The sequence below is a fragment of the Amycolatopsis lexingtonensis genome (assembly GCF_014873755.1).
In the GTDB taxonomy this organism is placed as follows: Bacteria; Actinomycetota; Actinomycetes; order Mycobacteriales; family Pseudonocardiaceae; genus Amycolatopsis; species Amycolatopsis lexingtonensis.
The window spans coordinates 7030758-7047829 of the sequence record NZ_JADBEG010000001.1 but is presented as its reverse complement, the minus strand read 5'-3'; the positions used below and the strand labels follow the sequence as shown (position 1 = coordinate 7047829).

Sequence of the window (17072 nt, the reverse complement as noted above, 5' to 3'; positions counted from 1 at the left end):
CGGTTACGCGAAAGGGCGGGGTTTCGAGTGCCTCCAGCGCACTCGAAACCCCGCCCTTCGTTCCTCGCCGCGGGATTGGGAGGTTCAGGGGTCAGACGTTGCTGATCTCCTCGATCAGCCCGTCGACGTCGAAGTGCGCGCTCTCTTCGCCGAGCGGCACCAGCTCGTAGGACGCTTCGAGGAACGTCCGGATGTCTTCGCGCTCCAGCTCGAACGACGCATAGCCGTCCGGTGACTCGATTTCCAGGGTGAGGAAGTCTTCGTCCTCGGACAGGTCCGGGCGGATCCGGACGTCGCCGAGACCGGTGGGCTCGTCGAGCCCGGACACGAGGAGGTCACGCGCGAAGGTCCACTCGATCCACCGGCCGCGCTCGGTCCGGAAGGCCACGGTCACCGCGAACGGCTCGTGCACGTGGTAGGAGAGGCGGGACAGGACGGGCGTGGTGCTCTCGTTCAGCAGCACGAACTGGCTCTGGTGTACGGCGTCGGTGTGCACGGCCCCTCCTGGAGTCTCGCGGTCGGTTCGCGCGGCGCGAACTGTTCGGCAAGGAGATGACCAGGGCCGACGGTCATGACGGAGAATGCTTCACGTTCACTTGATCGGTTGCATCCGTCCATTGTGGTGTAACACCGGGCACATACCCCTTGCGCTCAGGCGGGCACGGGTGGTGACGGCTCGCGCAGTGCGGCCGGCAGCCGTTTCCGCAGCGCGAGCAGCGCCGGGACGGCGGCCGCGCAGGTCAGCGCCAGCACCGACCAGGTCAGGGCGTTGCCCGCGGTGAGCAGCAGGGCCAGCAGGCCGGGCGCGAGCGCGACGGGCAGCCCCCAGGAGAGCTGGAAGATCGAGCTGGCCCGCCCTTCGGCCCCGCGCGGCGCGGCTTCGGCGGCCGCCGCGGTGGCGGTCGGGCCGAACATCGCCTCCGCGACCGAGAACCCGACGCTGGCCACGAGGATCAGCCCGGTGGCGACGCCCAGCGGAACGGCTTCCAGCGGGATCAGCAGCGCGAAGCAGGCGGCGAACAGCACGGCGGCCCCGATCAGCCCGGCCGTCCGGCTGCGCCGGGCCAGCACCGCGACGACCGGCCGCTGCGTCGTGACGACGACCACGGTCCCGAGCGTGATGGCGGTCCCGGCGATCCACTGTGGACCGTGCAGCAGATCCCGCACGACGAGCGGCAGTACGGCGAACTTGCTGGCGCTGGCGAGCGTGAAAGCCAGGTGGGTGAAGCAGAAACCGGTGAAGGGCCGGTCTCCGAGCACGGCTCGCCAGCTCCCCGCCGGGCGGCCGGCGCGGGCTTCGGCACGGGGGAGCAGGCGGATCAGGACCGCCGCGACGGCGAAGCTCGCCGCGTTCACGTACGCGAGCAGGTGGAAGGCCCACGGACTGGTGATGGTCGGCAGCACGGCCATCGCGGCGGCGCCGACACCCGCCCCGGCGAACCGTCCCGCCGTCTGCGTCGCGAGCACCCGATCGGTGTCCCGTCCCCCGGCGAGCTGCGCTGCCATCGGCGCGTTGCACGTCCAGAACAGCCGGTCCCCGACCCCGGCCACGGTCGAGACGACGATCACCTGCCAGTTGCTGTGCACGAAGGGGTAGGCGCAGAAGGCCCCGACCCGCACGAGGTTCCCGGCCACGAGCAGCGCCCGCGGCTCGAACCGGTCCATGGCCGCCCCGGTGGCCGGCCCGGTGACGAGCGCGAGCAGCGCCCCGGTGCTCAGCGACGTCCCGGCGTCGACCAGTCCGAGGCCTTGGCCGTGCACGAGGAAGAGGAGCGCGAAGGGCACCCACAGCCCGCTGCCGAGCGCGTCGATCAGGGTGGCGGCGAGGAAGAGCCGGCGGTCCCGGAGCATGCTGCGGAGTCCTTCCCCCAGGTGGACAGCGGACCAGGATATCGGTGGCCCGGTGGCTGTCCCACCGATTTCCGCCGGCCACCGGCCGCGGTCAGGGGACGTCATGAGGCCCGGATGGCGGCTGGTGCCGGTTCTACTGGCGATGTGCGCCGCGGGCAGCGCGGGGCAGAGCGCCGGAACGGCCGGGCCCGCTCCGGCGAAGGCGGCAACGGACCTCGTCTCGCTCCCGCCCGACCCCGCCGGGTTCCAGTCGCACCTGACCCGCAATAACGGCCTCGCGCACCGGGTATTCATCCTCGCGGAGATCGCCCTGCTCGTCCCCGGCCCGCGGATTGCACAGCCACCAGCAACCCGGACGGCCAGCTGTACGTCGGCACGCGGTTCGCGCTCGACACACACACACACCTTCGAAGACCAGGCGCACGTGATCCCGGGACGACCGCGCGCGGGACCGTCGACGTCGCGGCCGTCCGTGCGCAAGCCGACCGGTGCGGTCGGGTCGGCGACGGTGACGCCCTCGACATCCGGTTCACGCTCCCGCCGAACCCGAAGGCCGATCCCACCCAGGTGCTGGCCGTCAAGATGACGTCCGGTGGGGACGTGGTGAAGCTGACTTACATCGCACAGGTCGGCGGCTACGTCGTCACGGCGTTCGCGCTCTGAACGAAGCAACCGGCCTGCGAAGACTCGCGCCGCCTAAGGCCCCAGCGGCAGGTCCAGCCCCACCTTCACCCGGTCCATCGCCACGCTCGTCGTGAAGTGCCGCACGTTCGGGTTCTCGAAGAACATCCGCCGCGTGAACGCCTCGAAGCCCGCCATGTCCGGGCACGTCACGATCAGCACGAAGTCCGCGTTGCCGGTGACGTAGTAGCACTGCTGGACGCAGTCGTCGGTGAGCACCTGGCGGCGGAACGCGTCGAGGACCGCGAGGTTCTCCCGCTCCATCTCGACCATCACCACGAACGTCATGTTCAGCCCGAGCGCCTCCGGCGAGAGCACCGCCACCTCGCGCTCGATGACGCCCGCCTCGCGCAGCCGCTTGATCCGCCGCTGGACCGCCGCGGCCGAGAGGCCGACCTTCGCTCCGATGGTCTCCGCGATGGTGCGGGCGTCCGCCTGGAGGCAGGCGAGGATGGCGGTGTCCAGCTGGTCGAGGTCGGGTGTCTGCACTCAAGCAGGCTAACCGGCACCCCCGACAATCCGCCTGGAGTTACTTCGGCGCTCACTCCTCCGTGACGTCGCTCACTACTCCGAACGAGGCGAAGATGAAACAACTTTTTGAGTGACCTGGAACACAACTCACGGGTCTACCAGGGGGTAGCCCATACAAGTGGAAGACCAGCCGGTCACCCGCCAACCCACCGGCGTGGGGAGGCTCTCCCGTGCCCGCACCTGCCGCCGTGCTGACCGGCCTCGGCTCGTGGTTGCCGACGAAAGTCCTGGACAACCACGAGATCGCCGCCCGGCTCGACACCTCGGACGAGTGGATCCGGACCCGTACCGGGATCCGCGAGCGCCGCGTCTCCGGGCCGGACGAGTCCACTGTGGACCTCGCGGTCGGCGCGGGCCGCGAAGCGCTGGGCGGCGGGAGCGCCGACATGGTCGTGCTCGCCACCTCCACACCCGACCAGCCGTGCCCGGCCAGCGCGCCGCAGGTCGCCGCCCGGCTCGGGCTCGGCACGGCCGCGGCGTTCGACGTCAACGCCGTCTGTAGCGGCTTCGTCTACGCGCTCGCCACCGCGGCCGGATTCATCGCGGGCGGGCTCGCCGAGCGCGTGCTCGTGATCGGCGCCGACACCTTCACCACGCTCATCGACCCGAACGACCGCACCACCGTGCCGATCTTCGGTGACGGCGCCGGGGCGGTCCTGCTGCGGGCCGGCGACGCCGACGAGCCGGGCGCGTTCGGGCCGTTCGACCTGCACAGCGAGGGCGAGCTCGCCGACCTGCTGTGGGTCGAAGCCGGCGGCGCCCGGAAGCGGCTTTCGGACACCCCGGCCGACCGGTTCCTCGCCATGCAGGGCACCGCGGTCTTCCGGCACGCCTGCGCGCGGATGGCGGAGTCCTCGCGCACCGTGCTGGAGCGCGCGGGCTGGGTGGTCGGCGACGTCGACCGCTTCGTCGGGCACCAGGCGAACATCCGGATCCTCCAGGCGACGGCGAAGCAGCTGGGCATGCCGGTGGACGCCGTCGTGGCCAACATCGACCGGGTCGGCAACACCAGCGCCGCGTCCATCCCGCTCGCGCTGGCCGACGCTCGCGCCGACGGCACCCTCGCGCCCGGCCACCGCGTCCTGCTCAGCGCGTTCGGCGCGGGCCTGACCTGGGGGTCGACCGTGCTGCGCTGGCCGGATCTGGGTCAGCTGTCCTGACGCGTGGTCCAGGTCGGCGTCGCTTCCTCACGGCCGCGCAGCTCGAGCTCACCGTGCTTCGTCCAGTAGGCCGCTTCGCTCGGCAGGGCCGCCGAGACGACGGCGTCGCTGGCGAGGATGCGTGACGGCGTCGTCTTGGCCAGCTCGGTCAGCCGTGCGGCCTCGTTGACCGCGTCGCCGATCACGGTGTATTCGAGGCGGCTGCTGGTGCCGAGCTGTCCGGCGAACACCGGGCCACTCGAGACGCCGATGCCGAGGTCGAGCTCCCCGGCCTCGTGGACGGCGTCCCGGATCGCGCGGGCCGCGGCGAGCGCGGCGGTCGGCGCGTCCGCGAGCCGCGTCGGGGCGCCGAAGATGCACAGCGCGGCGTCGCCCTGGAACTTGTTGACCAGCCCGCCGCGCGCGCCGACCGCGGAGACGACGGCCGCGAACAGCCGGTTCAGCTTCCCGACCAGCTCCTCCGGCGGCGTCCGGTAGGCCAGCGCGGTCGAGTCGACGACGTCGACGAACAGCGCCGTCACCTCCCGGACGTCCCCGGAGAGCGAGGCGCCGTACTCGAGCGCGTGCCGGGCGACGTCGGCGCCGACGTGCCTGCCGAAGAGGTCCCGCATCCGCGCCTGCTCGCGCAGGCCGGCGGCGAGCTGGTTCACCGACGTCTGGAGCAGGCCGATCTCGCTGGAGTCGTCGACGTCGACCGCGACGTTCGTGTCGCCGTGCGCGATCCCGTCGAGCGCCACGCGCAGCCGGTGCAGCGGCGCCGCGACCGCCCTGGCCAGCAGCGCGGTGCCGATCGCGCCGACGCCGAGGCCGATCACCGACAGCAGGACCAGGCTCGCGGTGGGGTCGCCCGAGCCGAGGTCCGGCGGGGTGGCGACGAGCAGCACGCCCACGAACGGGACGCCGCTGGCCAGCGCCCAGGTGACGACCAGCCGGGTGAGCACGGTGACCGGCAGCGAACCGCGCGGCGGCAGGACGCCCAGCGCGATCGTCATCACCGGCCGCGCCACCCACTCCGCCGCGAGGTAGGTCAGGCCGACCGTGGTCAGGCCGCCGAGCCCGATCACCGTCGCCATGCCGACCGCGTCGTCGGCCGAGCCGAGCACGCCGGCGAGCGTGGTGAGGACGACGGTGCCGATCAGCCAGAGCGTGCCGCTGACCACGGCCATGTCCACCGGCAGCCGCAGCGCGCGCTTGGCTTCGCTCTCCGACGGCGGGCGGCCGAGCACGAACCAGATCGCGGTGCGCCGCTGCAGCCACGCCGTCCACGCGGTACCGGCGAGCAGCGCCGCCGCGACGATGAGGGCGGCGGTCATGCCGAGCACCCACCCGTGCTCGCCGACGTCGCTGGGCAGGCCCTGCAGCACCAGCAGCAGGGCGACGACCCCGGATCCGGCCACACTGGAGCCGACGCCCAGACCGGCGAAGCCCAGGCTGGTGCGCAACACCACCCGGAAGTTCCTCACGGCGATCTTGCGCACGGCGTCGATCGTACGGCCGAAAATGCGTGGCCACCGCCGGTGGCCGCTGGTTACCGTGCCGGGCATGGATCCACTCGGCCAGGACGAGATCCGGGCCTCGTTCGTCAACTGCACCCGCGGTGAAGCCAAGGGCGTGACGCTGCCCGCCCGGCCCGAAGAAATCCCCTGGGACAAGCGGGAATTCCTCGGCTGGCGCGACCCCAAGGCACCGGCGCGCGCCTACCTCGTGCTGCCCTACGGCGGCGAGGTGGTCGGGCTCGCGCTGCGCGCGGCGCCCGCGCCGAAGTCCCGCCTGCGCAGCAACATCTGCGGCTTCTGCACCACGACCCACGGGCTGTCCGACATCACGCTGTTCTCCGGCAAGCGCGCCGGCAAGGCCGGCCGCGACGGCAACACGCTGGGCATCTACGCGTGCGGGAACCTCGGCTGCTGCCAGTACGTCCGCGGCGAGCTGAAGTCCGACGTGCCGCAGCCGTTCGAGACGCTGACGCCGGAGGAGCGCATCGCGCGGCTCGAGGAGAAGCTGCACAAGTTCGTGGCGCGGGTGCTGGAGTCCCGCTAGCTTGAGTTTTAACCTGTTTGGCGGGGTCGTGGGTTGCTGGACTTGGTTTTCTTGCCGTGTTTGGGTTTTTGCTTGTTCGTGCCGGTGACGGTGTGGACGTCGTGGCGTGTGGCGGGCTGCTGGTTGGGCAGTCCCGCGGGTCGTCCGGGGCCGGGCCGGGAAGGTTTCGGGACACGGGCGGGACAGGCCAGTTGTGGACGCAGGTTGCGAAACCCCCGTCGGATCCGTGCCGGGCTGAGTCGCTGGGCGGGGCGGGGTTTCTCCCAGGGGCGGCGCAGATCCTCGGTGAGGTCGCGGGCGAGGCGGAGCTGGGTGTAGGCGATCAGAAGAAGCCAGGTCCAGCGGTCGGCGGCGTCGGCTGAGCGCAGTTTCGGGGTGGTCCAGCCGAGGGTTTGCTTGAGCATGCGGAAGGTGTGCTCGATGTCGAACCGGCGCAGGAAAGCCTGCCAGGCCAGATCGACCTCGGCGACCTCGAGGCCGGTGCGGGAATGCCAGAGCCACACGGGTTTCGGGATCGCGCCGGAAGGCAGCCGCTGGACCTGCAGAAGGATGACGGTGCCGTCGAGGATGGGCAGGTCTCCGGTGTGGCCGGTCCAGGCGGTGCGGGAGGTGAGCTTGGGGTGCAGCCGGTCCCAGGCCCGGATCAGTGCTGGGCCGTAGAGCCGGGTCGTGGTCTCGATGGTGATATCCGGCTCGCCCCAGGTGGCCGGGTCGCCGAAGGCGAACTCGGCGCCGTGGCGGGCGGGGCGGCCGGGGCTGGGGCCGGGCCGCAACGGCGGCGCGGGACGGCGCAGCACCCGGTCCGACCGCATCCGCACCAGCACGACGACCGGGAGATCGGCCAGCACGTGCGCGAGCCGGGGTCCGTCGTAGCCGGCGTCGGCCACGAGCAGGATTTCCGGATCCCCTGGTGACCAGTGTCCGGCGGTGATCAGCCGGTCCACGACGTCGCGGATCTGGCGGGCGGTCACGCTCGCGGTGTCGTCTCCGGGCGCGAGTCGGACCGCGTCCAGCGGCGCGGTCCACGAGTGCCGCCCGCTCTCCAGAGCGGCGACGATCGAGTAGGGCCAGCCCGGCACCATGATGTGCTGGTCCTTGCCCCGGCCATAGGTGTGACACAGGATCCGTTGCGGGCTCGTGTGTGCTTCCGGGCGCAGCCAGCAGGTGACGTCCACCGCCAGCACCAGCCGCCCGTCCGCGGCACGAGGCAGCGACACCGTGGTCAGGGCGGTGCGTAACCGGTGGAAGTCGACCCGGCCCTGGGCCAGCGCGGCATAACCGCTGCCATGCCCGCGGCGATGCTCACCGGTCAGTGACAACTCCGCGACCGAGCGGACCGGGCCGTCCACGCACAACACCGCGTCGGTCAGCTCGAACAACGCGTCCGCCCGCCGGGGCAGACAACGGTAGAACTCCTGCCGCAACGCCGACAGCTCCCCGGCCGCATCGACGTCCCCAGCATGGTGCACACTGATCAACTGAAGCCTTTGGTTCGATCTTCCATCTGTCGCAAGAGGAATGATCGACCAAGGGCTTCACTCATGATCAACCAGGGTCTCACCCAGCCACGCAAACGTTAAAACTCAAGCTAGAAGCGGTATCGCACGAGGTGCGCCATCCGCGCCAGCGGCGGGAAGTACTTCAGCGTCCGCAGCTGGAACCGCGTGAACGGCCGGAGCCGGGCCATGACGTCCGGGGTGGACCAGTGCGCCGCGTCCAAAGAGGACACCAACGTCAGGCCGTAGCGCTCCAGCTCGTGCGGGTCGTCGACGCCCCAGCGCAGGGTCGCTTTCGCCCGCCGGACCGGGGTGTTGAGCTTCTGCGCCTTGATGCCGAGCTTGCTGAAGAGGTCGCAGACGAGTTCGCCGGAGGGGAACTTCGCGACCAGCCGGCGGATCAGCTCGGTGCCGTCCTCGGGGGTCAGGTACATGGTCAGGCCCTCGGCGACGATCAACGCGGGCCGGTCCGCCGGTACCTGGTCGAGCCAGCCGAAGTCGGTCACCGAAGTGCCGATGTTCGTGTGGTTCGGCGCCGGCGCGTAGAGCTTTTCGCGCAGCTCGACGACCTCGGGGTAGTCGACGTCGTACCAGTGGACTGTCTCCGGCGGGGCGAGGCGCTGGAACCGGGTGTCCATCCCGCAGCCGAGGTGCAGCACGACCGCGTCCGGGTGCCGGCTCAGGTAGTCGGAAGCCCAGCCGTCGATCGGCTTCGCGCGCAGGACGATGCTCACGGCGCTGTCGCGGGTGATGCCGAGCTTCGCGAAGTCGTAGTCGATCTGCCGGACGGCCTCGTCGGCGGCCCGGTCGCCGAGCACCGGGTCGGCCTCGCGGCTGTCGAGCGCACGGCCGTAGAGGGTGGCCAGCATGGTGGCCTTTTCCTCGGTGAAGTGCACCTTCTCCATCAGCGCTCCTCAGCGGCGAAGTCGTGGGCGTAGGTCTTGGCGTCGAGCAGGTGCTTGAGGGTCAGCTCGCGAGCCGCGGCGGGATCGGACCGGCGGACGGCGTCGAGGATGGCGCGGTGGTCGTCGACGGCCTTGCGGATCTGGCCGGGCAGCCGCAGCGCCGCCCGCCGCTCCTCGCCGACCAGCGCGAGGACCGAGCGCAGCAGCCCGGCGACGTCGTCGTTGCCCGCGTTCTGCGCGATCACCCGGTGGAACTCGGCGTCGGTGGCGATCACGCGCAGCATGTCCCCGTCTTCGGCGGCCCGTGCCATCTCGGCGACGTTGTCCTCGAGGCGGCTCACGGTCTTCGCGGTGGCGTGCCGCGCCAGCCGTTCGGCGAGCGTGGGTTCGACGGTCGCGCGCAGGTCGAAGAGCTTTTCGACGAGCTGGTCGTGCTCGGTGAACCACGTGCGCAGCGGCTGTTCCTGCTGCTCACGCACGTAGGTGCCGGAGCCGGCGCGGATCTGCACGTAGCCGATGGAGGCGAGCACGCGCAGCGCCTGCCGCAGCGACCCGCGGCTGATGCCGAGCTCTTCGCACAGCACACGCTCGGCGGGCAGCCGCGATCCCGGCGGCAGGTCGCCGGCGTCGATCCGCGACCGCAGCCGGTCCACGGTCGCGCTCCAGACCTGCTCGGTGTCCACGCCGCCCATCCTCTCAGCTCCGGGAATTGTCGGGGGTGGCTGTCATGATCGCGGACGTGGAGATCTTGGGGGCATGGGCGAGGGGCTGGGCGGTGTCGCGGGCGGTGCCGGCCCCGGTCGAGGAGCCGGACGGGCACCGCGTCGACGTCGGCCTGCCCGGCCACCGGGTGCGTTACCTGCTGCGCTCGCCGTCGACGGTGGCGGCGCGGGCCCGCACGGTGGCTTCGCCCGGGACGTGGCTGAAGACGTGCGGCTCGCGGCCTGCGGTTTTGGCGGGGTTGACGGCCGAGTGGGAGGTGGGGGAGACGGAGTACTTGATGACGTTCGAGGGACCGGTGCCCATCGCCGCCGCCCCGCCGGGCTACGCGGTGACGGTGACGGGTTCTGATCCGCGGTGGGACGTGGCGGTGTCCTTCGACGGTGTTCTGGCAGCCCGGGGTCGGGTCGCGGTGGCGTCCGGCGTCGCGGTGTTCGACCAGATCGAAACGGAGCCGGAGCACCGCCGCCGGGGCCTCGGCCGGGTGGTGATGCACCGGCTGGCCGCGGCGGCCGGGGCGAAGACCGGCGCGTTGCTGGCGACGGAAGCGGGCCGTGGCCTGTACGGCTCGCTCGGCTGGCAGGTGGCGTCGGAGCTGGTGCCCGCGCACGTCCCGGAAGGAGCGGCATGACGGCGAAGTTCAAGGACCTCGCGCTGGACGCGAACGACCACCAGGCGCTGGCGGACTGGTGGTGCTCGGCGCTGGGCTACGTCCGCCGCGACTCGCTGACGGGCGACGAGCGCCCGGACGACTGGCCGGTCCCGATCGTCGACCCGGCGGGCGAGGGCCCGCTGATCTGGCTCAACCCGGTCCCGGAGGCGAAGTCGGTGAAGAACCGCATGCACCTGGACGTCTTCGGCGAGACGGCCGAGCTGCTGGCGCTGGGCGCGACCTTGATCCGCGAGCGGGGAGGTGATGTGGACTGGGACCTGCTGGCCGACCCGGAGGGCAACGAGTTCTGCGTCTTCACCCCGCGCTGAGTGTCTGGCCTGCCACATCTGACCCCGTGCGCGTCGCGGCCTCGCGCCACGATGCTTAGGCTCCGCACGTGAATGCTTCATGACGTGGTGGCACGCGGCGATCATCGTGGTCGCCGGGATCTGGGCCGGCACCATCAACGCCGTCGTCGGGTCGGGGACGCTCGTGACCTTCCCCGTGCTCGTCGCGCTCGGCTACCCGCCGGTGACGGCGACGACGTCGAACGCCATCGGGCTCGCGCCCGGGACGCTCAGCGGGGCCTGGGGGTACCGGCACGAGCTCAAGGGCTACTGGCGGCAGACCGCGAAGTTCGCCGCCGCGTCGTTCCTCGGGGCCATCGGCGGCACGATCCTGCTGCTTTCGCTGCCGAAGGACGCCTTCGAAGCCGTCGTGCCCGTGCTGGTCGGCCTGGCCGTGGTCCTCGTGATCGTGCAGCCGAAGGTGTCCAAGTGGGTGGCGAAGCGCCGCGAAGGCAACGGCGAAGAGCACAAAGCCGGTCCGCTGCTGATGTTCTTCATCTTCCTCATCGGCATCTACGGCGGGTACTTCACCGCCGCGCAGGGCGTGATGCTGATGGCGGTCATGGGGATGCTGCTGTCCGAACCGCTGCAGAAGCTCAACGGCGTCAAGAACGTGCTCGCCGCCGTCGTCAACGTCGTCGCCGGGGTGATCTACGCGTTCGTCGCGCCCGTCAGCTGGGCCGTCGTGCTGTGGCTGGCGGTCGGGTCGACCGCCGGCGGCTTCCTCGGCGCGAAGATCGGCCGGAAGCTGCCGCCGGCGGTGCTGCGCGGCGTGATCGTCGTGATCGGGGTCGCCGCCGTCGTCCAGCTGGTGGTCAAGCAGTTCGCGAAGTGAACTCCCGGGCCGCGGCCAGGAAGAGGTCGTTCTCGTCGCGGGTCCCGATGGTCACGCGCACGCCGTCGCCGGCGAACGGGCGCACCACGAGCTTGCGGTCCAGCGCGTGCTCGGCGAACGGCACCGCCTGGTCGCCGAGGGGCAGCCAGACGAAGTTCGCCTGCGTCTCGGGCACCTGGTAGCCGGCCTCGAGCAGCGCGTCCCGGACCCGCCCGCGTTCGGCGACGATCTCCTGGCAGCGCGCCAGCAGCTCGTCGGCCGCGTCCAGCGACGCCAGCGCCGCGACCTGGGCGAGCATGTTCACCGAGAAGGCGACGTACACCTGGCGAAGCGCGTCCGCGATCGGCTCCGGCGCGACCGCGTAACCCACGCGCAGTCCCGCGAGGCCGTACGCCTTCGAGAACGTGCGCAGCACCATGACGTTCGAGCGCGTCCGCGTGTATTCGACGCCGTCCGGCACCTCGGGGTCGGTGACGAACTCCTTGTACGCCTCGTCGAGCACGATCAGCACGTGCTCCGGGACGGCGTCGATGAACCGCTCGAGCTCGGCGCGGCGCAGCGCCGTGCCGGTCGGGTTGTTCGGGTTGCAGACGAAGACGACCCGCGTCTTGTCCGTGATCGCCGCGAGCATCGCGTCCAGGTCGAGCTCCTGGCCTTCGGTGATCGGCACCTTGACCGAGACGGCGTTCGCGACCTGCGTGACGATCGGGTACGCCTCGAAGGAACGCCAGGCGAAGATGACCTCTTCGCCGGGCGCGCACACGGCCTGGATCGTCTGCTGGCACAGCGACACCGAGCCGCAGCCGATCGCGACCCGCTCCACCGGGACGTCCAGGTCGCGGGCCAGCCGCTCGCGCAGCGCCTGCGACCCGGTGTCCGGGTAGCGGTTGATGCCGGCCGCGGCCTCGGCGATCGCCTGCGCGACGCTCGGCAGCGCGCCGCCGGGCACCTCGTTGCTCGCCAGCTTGATCGCGCCTTCGATCGTCCGGCCGGGGACGTATTTCGGCAACGATTCGAGATCGGCACGCGGGGACACGGACGGCATCTTCGGCGCTCCTGGAATTCGACGGGACGATCCGGTCACCGTATCTTTTTCGCCCGCCGCCCCGCGAGTCCCTTCAGACGGTCGGCTGCGTGCTCTCCTGCCACACTGGGTTCCTCCCGTTCACCTCGAAGTGATTGAGTGACGCAATGACGTCGACCAGCACCGTGGACTACCAGCGCACCGACGGCCCCACCCTCCGCCTGACCTTCTCGGAGCCCGAGGGGTCGCTACGCGGCGGCCTGGTGGTGCTGCACGAAGCGGACGGCGTCACCGACGGCGTGAAGCTGCTGCTGGCCAGCCTGGCCACGGAGGGGTGGCTGACCGTCACCCCGCACCTGGAGAACGACCGCCTCACCCAGCAGGACCTGCTCGACGCGACCGACCTGACCCTCGCCTGGCTGGTCGAACGCGGCGTCCAGGGCGACCTCCTCGGCGTGATGGGCTTCGACCTCGGCGGCACCGCGGCCCTGGTCGTCGCCTCGCACCGGAAGCTGGGCGCGGCCGTCAGCGTCGGCGGGCAGCAGTCCGCCGAACTGCCCGCGCTGGTCGAGATCGCCGGGAAGCTCACCAGCCCGTGGCTCGGCATGTACGGCGACGCCGGCGACGAAGCGGGCGGCGCCGAGGTCGAGCGGCTGCGCGACGCCGCCGCGTCGGCGAAGGTCGCCACGAACGTCGTCCACTACCCGGGCGCGAACCACCGCTTCGACGCCGACCCGGGCGCGGCGGCCGAGGCGTGGCAGCGAACGCTGAATTGGTTCGACGCGCACCTGCGGTGAGCGGGATTACCCTCGTGACGTGACGCACACCGCCGACGCTCCCGAGGTCCTGTGGCGCCCCGAGCCGGGCCACGTTGCCGACACCAAGATCGAAGCCTTCCGCCAGTGGCTGCGCACCGAGCGCGGCGTCGAGGTGGACGACTACCGCTCGCTGCACGAGTTCTCCGTCGAGCACGTCCCGGACTTCTGGGCCGCGGTCGCGGACTTCCTCGGCGTGCGCTGGCACGATCGGCCCGGCGAGGTGCTCGCGGGCGGGATGCCGGACGCCGTCTGGTTCGACGGCGGCACGCTGAACTACGCCGAGCACGCGCTCACGCCCGGGGTCGCGGGCGCGGCCAAGGGCGACGACGAGACGGCGGTGATCTTCCACCGTGAAGACGGCTTCGCGAGCCAGCTGACGTACGGCGAGCTGCGCGCGCAGGTCGGGGCGGCCCGGGCGGCGTTCCTCGAGCTCGGCGTCGGCAAGGGCGACCGGGTCGTCGCGCTGGCCCCGAACTGCCCGCAGACGCTGGTCGCGTTCCTCGCCGCGGCGAGCATCGGCGCGATCTGGTCGTCGTGCTCGCCCGACTTCGGCGTCCGCGCGGTCGCGGACCGGTTCGTGCAGATCGAGCCGAAGCTGTTCTTCGCCGTCAACGCCTACGCGTACAACGGCCGGCAGTTCGACATCCGGCCGACCGTCGCCGACCTGCGGGAGAAGCTGCCTTCGCTGGCCGCGACCGTGCTCGTCGAGTACGTCGGGGAAGGCCGGCTGGAGGGCACGCACGACTGGGCCGGGCTGCTCGCGAAGCACGAAGGCTCGCCGCTGCTGTTCGAGCCGGTCGAGTTCGCGCACCCGCTGTGGGTGCTCTACTCCTCGGGCACCACGGGCCTGCCGAAGGGCATCGTGCACGGCCACGGCGGCATCACCCTCGAGCACCTCAAGGCCCTCGCGCTGCAGACGGACCTCGGGCCGGGCGACCGGTTCTTCTGGTTCAGCACCACCGGCTGGATGATGTGGAACTTCCTCATCTCCGGCCTGCTGGTCGGCACGACGATCGTGCTCTACGACGGCAGCCCGGGGTACCCGGACCTGAACGCGCTCTGGCACCTGGCCGAGCAGCACCGCGTCACCTACTTCGGCACGTCGGCGCCGTTCATCCAGAGCTGCCTCAAGGCGGGTATCAAGCCGGCCGAGCGCTACGACCTGACGGCGTTGCGCGCGCTCGGCTCCACCGGCGCGCCGCTGAGCGCCGAAGGCTTCCGGTGGATCGTCAACGAGGTCGGGCGGAAGGTCCAGATCTGCTCGGTCTCCGGCGGCACCGACCTGTGCGCGGCGTTCGTCGCGTCCGCCCCCGACGTCCCGGTCTGGCTCGGCGAACTGTCCTGCCCGGCCCTGGGCGCCGCGGTCAACGCGTTCGACGAGGCCGGCAACGCCGTCGTCGAGGAGGTCGGCGAGCTCGTCATCACCAAGCCGATGCCGTCGATGCCGGTGTTCTTCTGGAACGACCCGGACGGCGCGCGCCTGCGTGAGGCGTACTTCGAGATGTACCCGGGCTTGTGGCGCCACGGCGACTGGATCCGGATCACGAACCGCGGCTCGGCGGTCATCTACGGCCGCAGCGACTCGACGCTCAACCGCGGCGGCGTCCGGATGGGCACGGCGGAGTTCTACCGGGTCGTCGAGGGCTATGACGAGGTCGCGGATTCCCTGGTCGTGGACACTTCGGCGGCCGGGAACGAGGACGGGCAGCTGATCTGCTTCCTCGTGCTGGCCGACGGCGTCGAGCTCGAAGCGGTCGAGCCGCGGCTGAAGAAGGAGCTTCGCAGCGCTCTGTCACCACGCCATGTACCCGATCGGTTCGTGGTGGTTTCCGAGATTCCTCGTACCTTGAACGGTAAGAAGTGTGAGGTACCGGTGAAGAAGATCCTCGCCGGTGTGGCTCCCGACCGGGCCGTCAGCCGCGACGCGCTGGCCAACCCGGCGGCGCTGACGCCGTTCGTGGAGCTCGCCGGGGGTTAGATGGGGGAAGCATGATCGTCCACAACGGGTTGCACAGGTGGTGACGGGAACACGCGCGGAGACCACCTGGCGGGTGGCGGGGGCCACCACGGTGGGGGTGATCACCTGGGTGACCCGGCTGGCCGGACTGATGACGCTCGTGTCGGTCCTGGTGCCCGCCGGGCGCCGGAACCTGCGCGGGTACCTGTCGGAGTGGCTGGAGCTGCCGCAGGAGGCGACGGTCGCGGCGGCGACCGTGGCGTTGGTCACGGGCGTGCTGCTGGTGCTGCTGGCCGCGGGACTGCGGCGGCGCAAGCGCCGGGCCTGGCAGCTCGCGGTCGGCGCGACCGTGCTGCTCACGGTGTCGCACATCGGGCTGCGGCACGTCTTCGGCGCCGGGATGGTGTCGGTGGTGCTGCTGGTGGGCCTGATCGCGAGCCGGCGCTACTTCGTCGCTAAGCCGGACCCAGTGGTCGGGCGCTGGCGCGCGGTGCGGGTGTTCCTGCAGCTGGCGCTGGCCGGGTTCGTGATCAACCTCATCCTGCTGTCGGTGGCTTCGCGCGCGGTGCTGGAGCCGATGGACTTCGGGGACCGCCTGGCGGAGTCCGCGCTCGCGCTGGTCGGCGCCAGCGGCCCCGCGGTGTTCCACCAGATGTGGCTGGAGGACATGACCGCCGCCGTCGGCCTGCTGTTCGGCCTGGCCGCGGTCCTGGTCTCGGCGTACTTCCTGCTGCGCTCGGCCGAGCCGGCGCCGCGGCTGAGCGACGACGAAGTCGCCCGCCTCCGCAAGCTGCTGGACGAGCACGGCGAGCGGGATTCCCTCGGCTACTTCGCGTTGCGGCGCGACAAGTTCGCGGTGTTCTCCCGCACGGGCAAGGCCGCGGTCACCTACCGCGTGATCGCGGGCGTGGCGCTGTGCTCGGCGGACCCGCTGGGCGATCACGAAGCCTGGCCGGGCGCGATCGAGGAGTACCTGGAGGTCTGCCGCCGCAACGGCTGGGTGCCGGCGGCGATGGGCGTCTCGGAGCTGGGCGCGACGGTCTGGGCCCGCTTTGGCCTGGAGGTCCTGGAGATCGGCGACGAAGCGGTCGTCGACGTCGACGGCTTCACCCTCGAAGGCCGCACCATGCGCGGCGTCCGCCAAGCGGCGGCCCGCACGAAGCGCGCGGGCTACAAGGTGCTGGTCCGGCGCGCCGAGGACCTGCGCTTCGGCGAACTGGACGAGCTGACGGCGCTGGCCGCGAACTGGCGCGGCACGGACACCGAGCGCGGTTTTTCGATGGCGCTGGGCCGCATGGGCGACCCGGCCTCGGTCCTGGTGACGGCCGAGCAGGGCGGTCGCGTCCGCGGTGTGCTCCAGTTCGTCCCTTGGGGCGCGACGGGCCTGTCACTGGACGTCATGCGCCGCGACCGCACGGCCGACAACGGCGTCAACGAGCTGATGATCTCGGAACTCCTGCTGGCCGCCGGCCGCCACGGCATTTCCCAGGTTTCCCTGAACTTCGCGGCGTTCCGCGCCCTGATGGAACAGGGCCAGCGCATCGGCGCGGGCCCGGTCGCGAAGACGGCGGCGAAGGTCCTGCACTTCTTCTCGCGCTGGATCCAGATCGAAACGCTGTACCGCTTCAACGCGAAGTTCCAGCCGCGCTGGGTCCCGCGGTATTTGGTCTACCCGGGCGTCCGCGAACTGCCCCGCGTCGGCATCGCGACGTTCGAGGCGGAAGGCCTGGGCGGCCGCTCTCCGCGCCTGCTCAGACTGTTGCGGAGGGCGTGAGGGGGGTGCCTTTCAGGGGTGATCGGGGGGTGTGTAACCTATCTGAGCAGTGGTCGTTGGGCCCAGGAGGCTTCGCCTAGTCTGGTCTATGGCGCCGCACTGCTAATGCGGTTGGGGGTAACCCCCCTCCCGGGTTCAAATCCCGGAGCCTCCGCTGGCACCCGGTTCGCCGGATGCTAGGTTAGAGAACAACTGAACACGCGCCCGTAGCTCAGCTGGATAGAGCATCTGACTACGGATCAGAAGGTCAGGGGTTCGAATCCCTTCGGGCGCACGTCTGG

At 71.1% G+C, this 17072-nt stretch carries 16 protein-coding genes and 2 tRNA genes; 10 read left to right on the top strand and 8 right to left on the bottom strand.

Annotated elements, in window-relative coordinates; genetic code table 11:
* Positions 1-91 precede the first annotated feature (91 nt).
* From H4696_RS32360 to H4696_RS32350, 3 genes are all read right to left on the bottom strand, one after another.
* Positions 92-496, bottom strand: a complete 405-nt coding sequence (locus H4696_RS32360; RefSeq protein ID WP_086855729.1) for an SsgA family sporulation/cell division regulator — start codon at positions 494-496, stop codon at positions 92-94.
* Positions 497-651: 155 nt separating this feature from the next.
* Positions 652-1851: an MFS transporter gene (locus H4696_RS32355; protein ID WP_086855728.1), complete on the bottom strand. Its 1200-nt coding sequence runs from the start codon at positions 1849-1851 to the stop codon at positions 652-654.
* Between the two features lie 696 nt (positions 1852-2547).
* Complete coding sequence (locus tag H4696_RS32350) at positions 2548-3021, bottom strand: Lrp/AsnC family transcriptional regulator (RefSeq protein WP_086855727.1); 474 nt, start codon at positions 3019-3021, stop codon at positions 2548-2550.
* A gap of 212 nt (positions 3022-3233) precedes the next feature.
* Here H4696_RS32350 and H4696_RS32345 point away from each other — a divergent pair, with 212 nt between their 5' ends.
* On the top strand, positions 3234-4223 hold the full coding sequence (locus H4696_RS32345) for a beta-ketoacyl-ACP synthase III (RefSeq protein WP_086855726.1): 990 nt from the start codon (positions 3234-3236) through the stop codon (positions 4221-4223).
* Here the strand turns inward: H4696_RS32345 and H4696_RS32340 are convergent.
* Positions 4211-5701 carry an adenylate/guanylate cyclase domain-containing protein gene (locus H4696_RS32340; protein WP_086855733.1) on the bottom strand — a complete coding sequence of 497 codons (1491 nt, stop codon included), beginning with the start codon at positions 5699-5701 and terminating at the stop codon, positions 4211-4213. The genes H4696_RS32345 and H4696_RS32340 overlap by 13 nt on opposite strands.
* Before the next feature lie 64 nt (positions 5702-5765).
* On the opposite strand from H4696_RS32340, the gene H4696_RS32335 reads away from it, so the two are divergent.
* Positions 5766-6263, top strand: a complete 498-nt coding sequence (locus H4696_RS32335; RefSeq protein WP_086855732.1) for an FBP domain-containing protein — start codon at positions 5766-5768, stop codon at positions 6261-6263.
* 8 nt (positions 6264-6271) lie between these two features.
* Here H4696_RS32335 and H4696_RS32330 read toward each other — a convergent pair whose 3' ends face one another.
* The 3 genes from H4696_RS32330 to H4696_RS32320 form a co-directional block, all read right to left on the bottom strand.
* On the bottom strand, positions 6272-7732 hold the full coding sequence (locus tag H4696_RS32330) for an NF041680 family putative transposase (protein WP_338078642.1): 1461 nt from the start codon (positions 7730-7732) through the stop codon (positions 6272-6274).
* A 119-nt stretch (positions 7733-7851) separates the two neighbouring features.
* A complete protein-coding gene (locus H4696_RS32325) occupies positions 7852-8664 on the bottom strand; it encodes a class I SAM-dependent methyltransferase (protein ID WP_086864924.1) in 813 nt (270 codons plus the stop codon).
* A complete protein-coding gene (locus H4696_RS32320) occupies positions 8664-9347 on the bottom strand; it encodes a FadR/GntR family transcriptional regulator (RefSeq protein WP_420831520.1) in 684 nt (227 codons plus the stop codon). The genes H4696_RS32325 and H4696_RS32320 overlap by 1 nt, the downstream gene beginning before the upstream one ends.
* Before the next feature lie 44 nt (positions 9348-9391).
* Between H4696_RS32320 and H4696_RS32315 the strand changes: the two genes are divergently transcribed.
* The 3 genes from H4696_RS32315 to H4696_RS32305 all read left to right on the top strand — a co-directional run bounded on the left by H4696_RS32315 (position 9392) and on the right by H4696_RS32305 (position 11218).
* Positions 9392-10015 carry a GNAT family N-acetyltransferase gene (locus H4696_RS32315; RefSeq protein WP_086863967.1) on the top strand — a complete coding sequence of 208 codons (624 nt, stop codon included), beginning with the start codon at positions 9392-9394 and terminating at the stop codon, positions 10013-10015.
* On the top strand, positions 10012-10365 hold the full coding sequence (locus tag H4696_RS32310) for a VOC family protein (protein WP_086863966.1): 354 nt from the start codon (positions 10012-10014) through the stop codon (positions 10363-10365). Before H4696_RS32315 ends, H4696_RS32310 begins: the two co-directional genes overlap by 4 nt.
* Positions 10366-10444: 79 nt before the next feature.
* Positions 10445-11218 (top strand): sulfite exporter TauE/SafE family protein, encoded by a 774-nt coding sequence (locus H4696_RS32305; protein ID WP_086863965.1) that lies wholly within the window; start codon positions 10445-10447, stop codon positions 11216-11218.
* Here the strand turns inward: H4696_RS32305 and hisC are convergent.
* Entirely contained in the window at positions 11199-12263 is a 1065-nt protein-coding gene (gene hisC / locus H4696_RS32300) for a histidinol-phosphate transaminase (protein ID WP_086863964.1), read from the bottom strand. The genes H4696_RS32305 and hisC overlap by 20 nt on opposite strands.
* Before the next feature lie 146 nt (positions 12264-12409).
* Here hisC and H4696_RS32295 point away from each other — a divergent pair, with 146 nt between their 5' ends.
* The 5 genes from H4696_RS32295 to H4696_RS32275 all read left to right on the top strand — a co-directional run bounded on the left by H4696_RS32295 (position 12410) and on the right by H4696_RS32275 (position 17065).
* Positions 12410-13039: a dienelactone hydrolase family protein gene (locus H4696_RS32295; protein WP_086863963.1), complete on the top strand. Its 630-nt coding sequence runs from the start codon at positions 12410-12412 to the stop codon at positions 13037-13039.
* A gap of 19 nt (positions 13040-13058) precedes the next feature.
* On the top strand, positions 13059-15038 hold the full coding sequence (locus H4696_RS32290; protein ID WP_086863962.1) for an acetoacetate--CoA ligase: 1980 nt from the start codon (positions 13059-13061) through the stop codon (positions 15036-15038).
* Between the two features lie 37 nt (positions 15039-15075).
* Positions 15076-16791, top strand: coding sequence for a phosphatidylglycerol lysyltransferase domain-containing protein (locus H4696_RS32285; protein WP_086863961.1), 1716 nt, complete (start codon positions 15076-15078; stop codon positions 16789-16791).
* Between the two features lie 65 nt (positions 16792-16856).
* Positions 16857-16945: transfer RNA gene (locus H4696_RS32280), tRNA-Ser, on the top strand.
* Between the two features lie 46 nt (positions 16946-16991).
* Positions 16992-17065 (top strand) — tRNA-Arg (locus tag H4696_RS32275).
* Positions 17066-17072 lie beyond the last annotated feature (7 nt).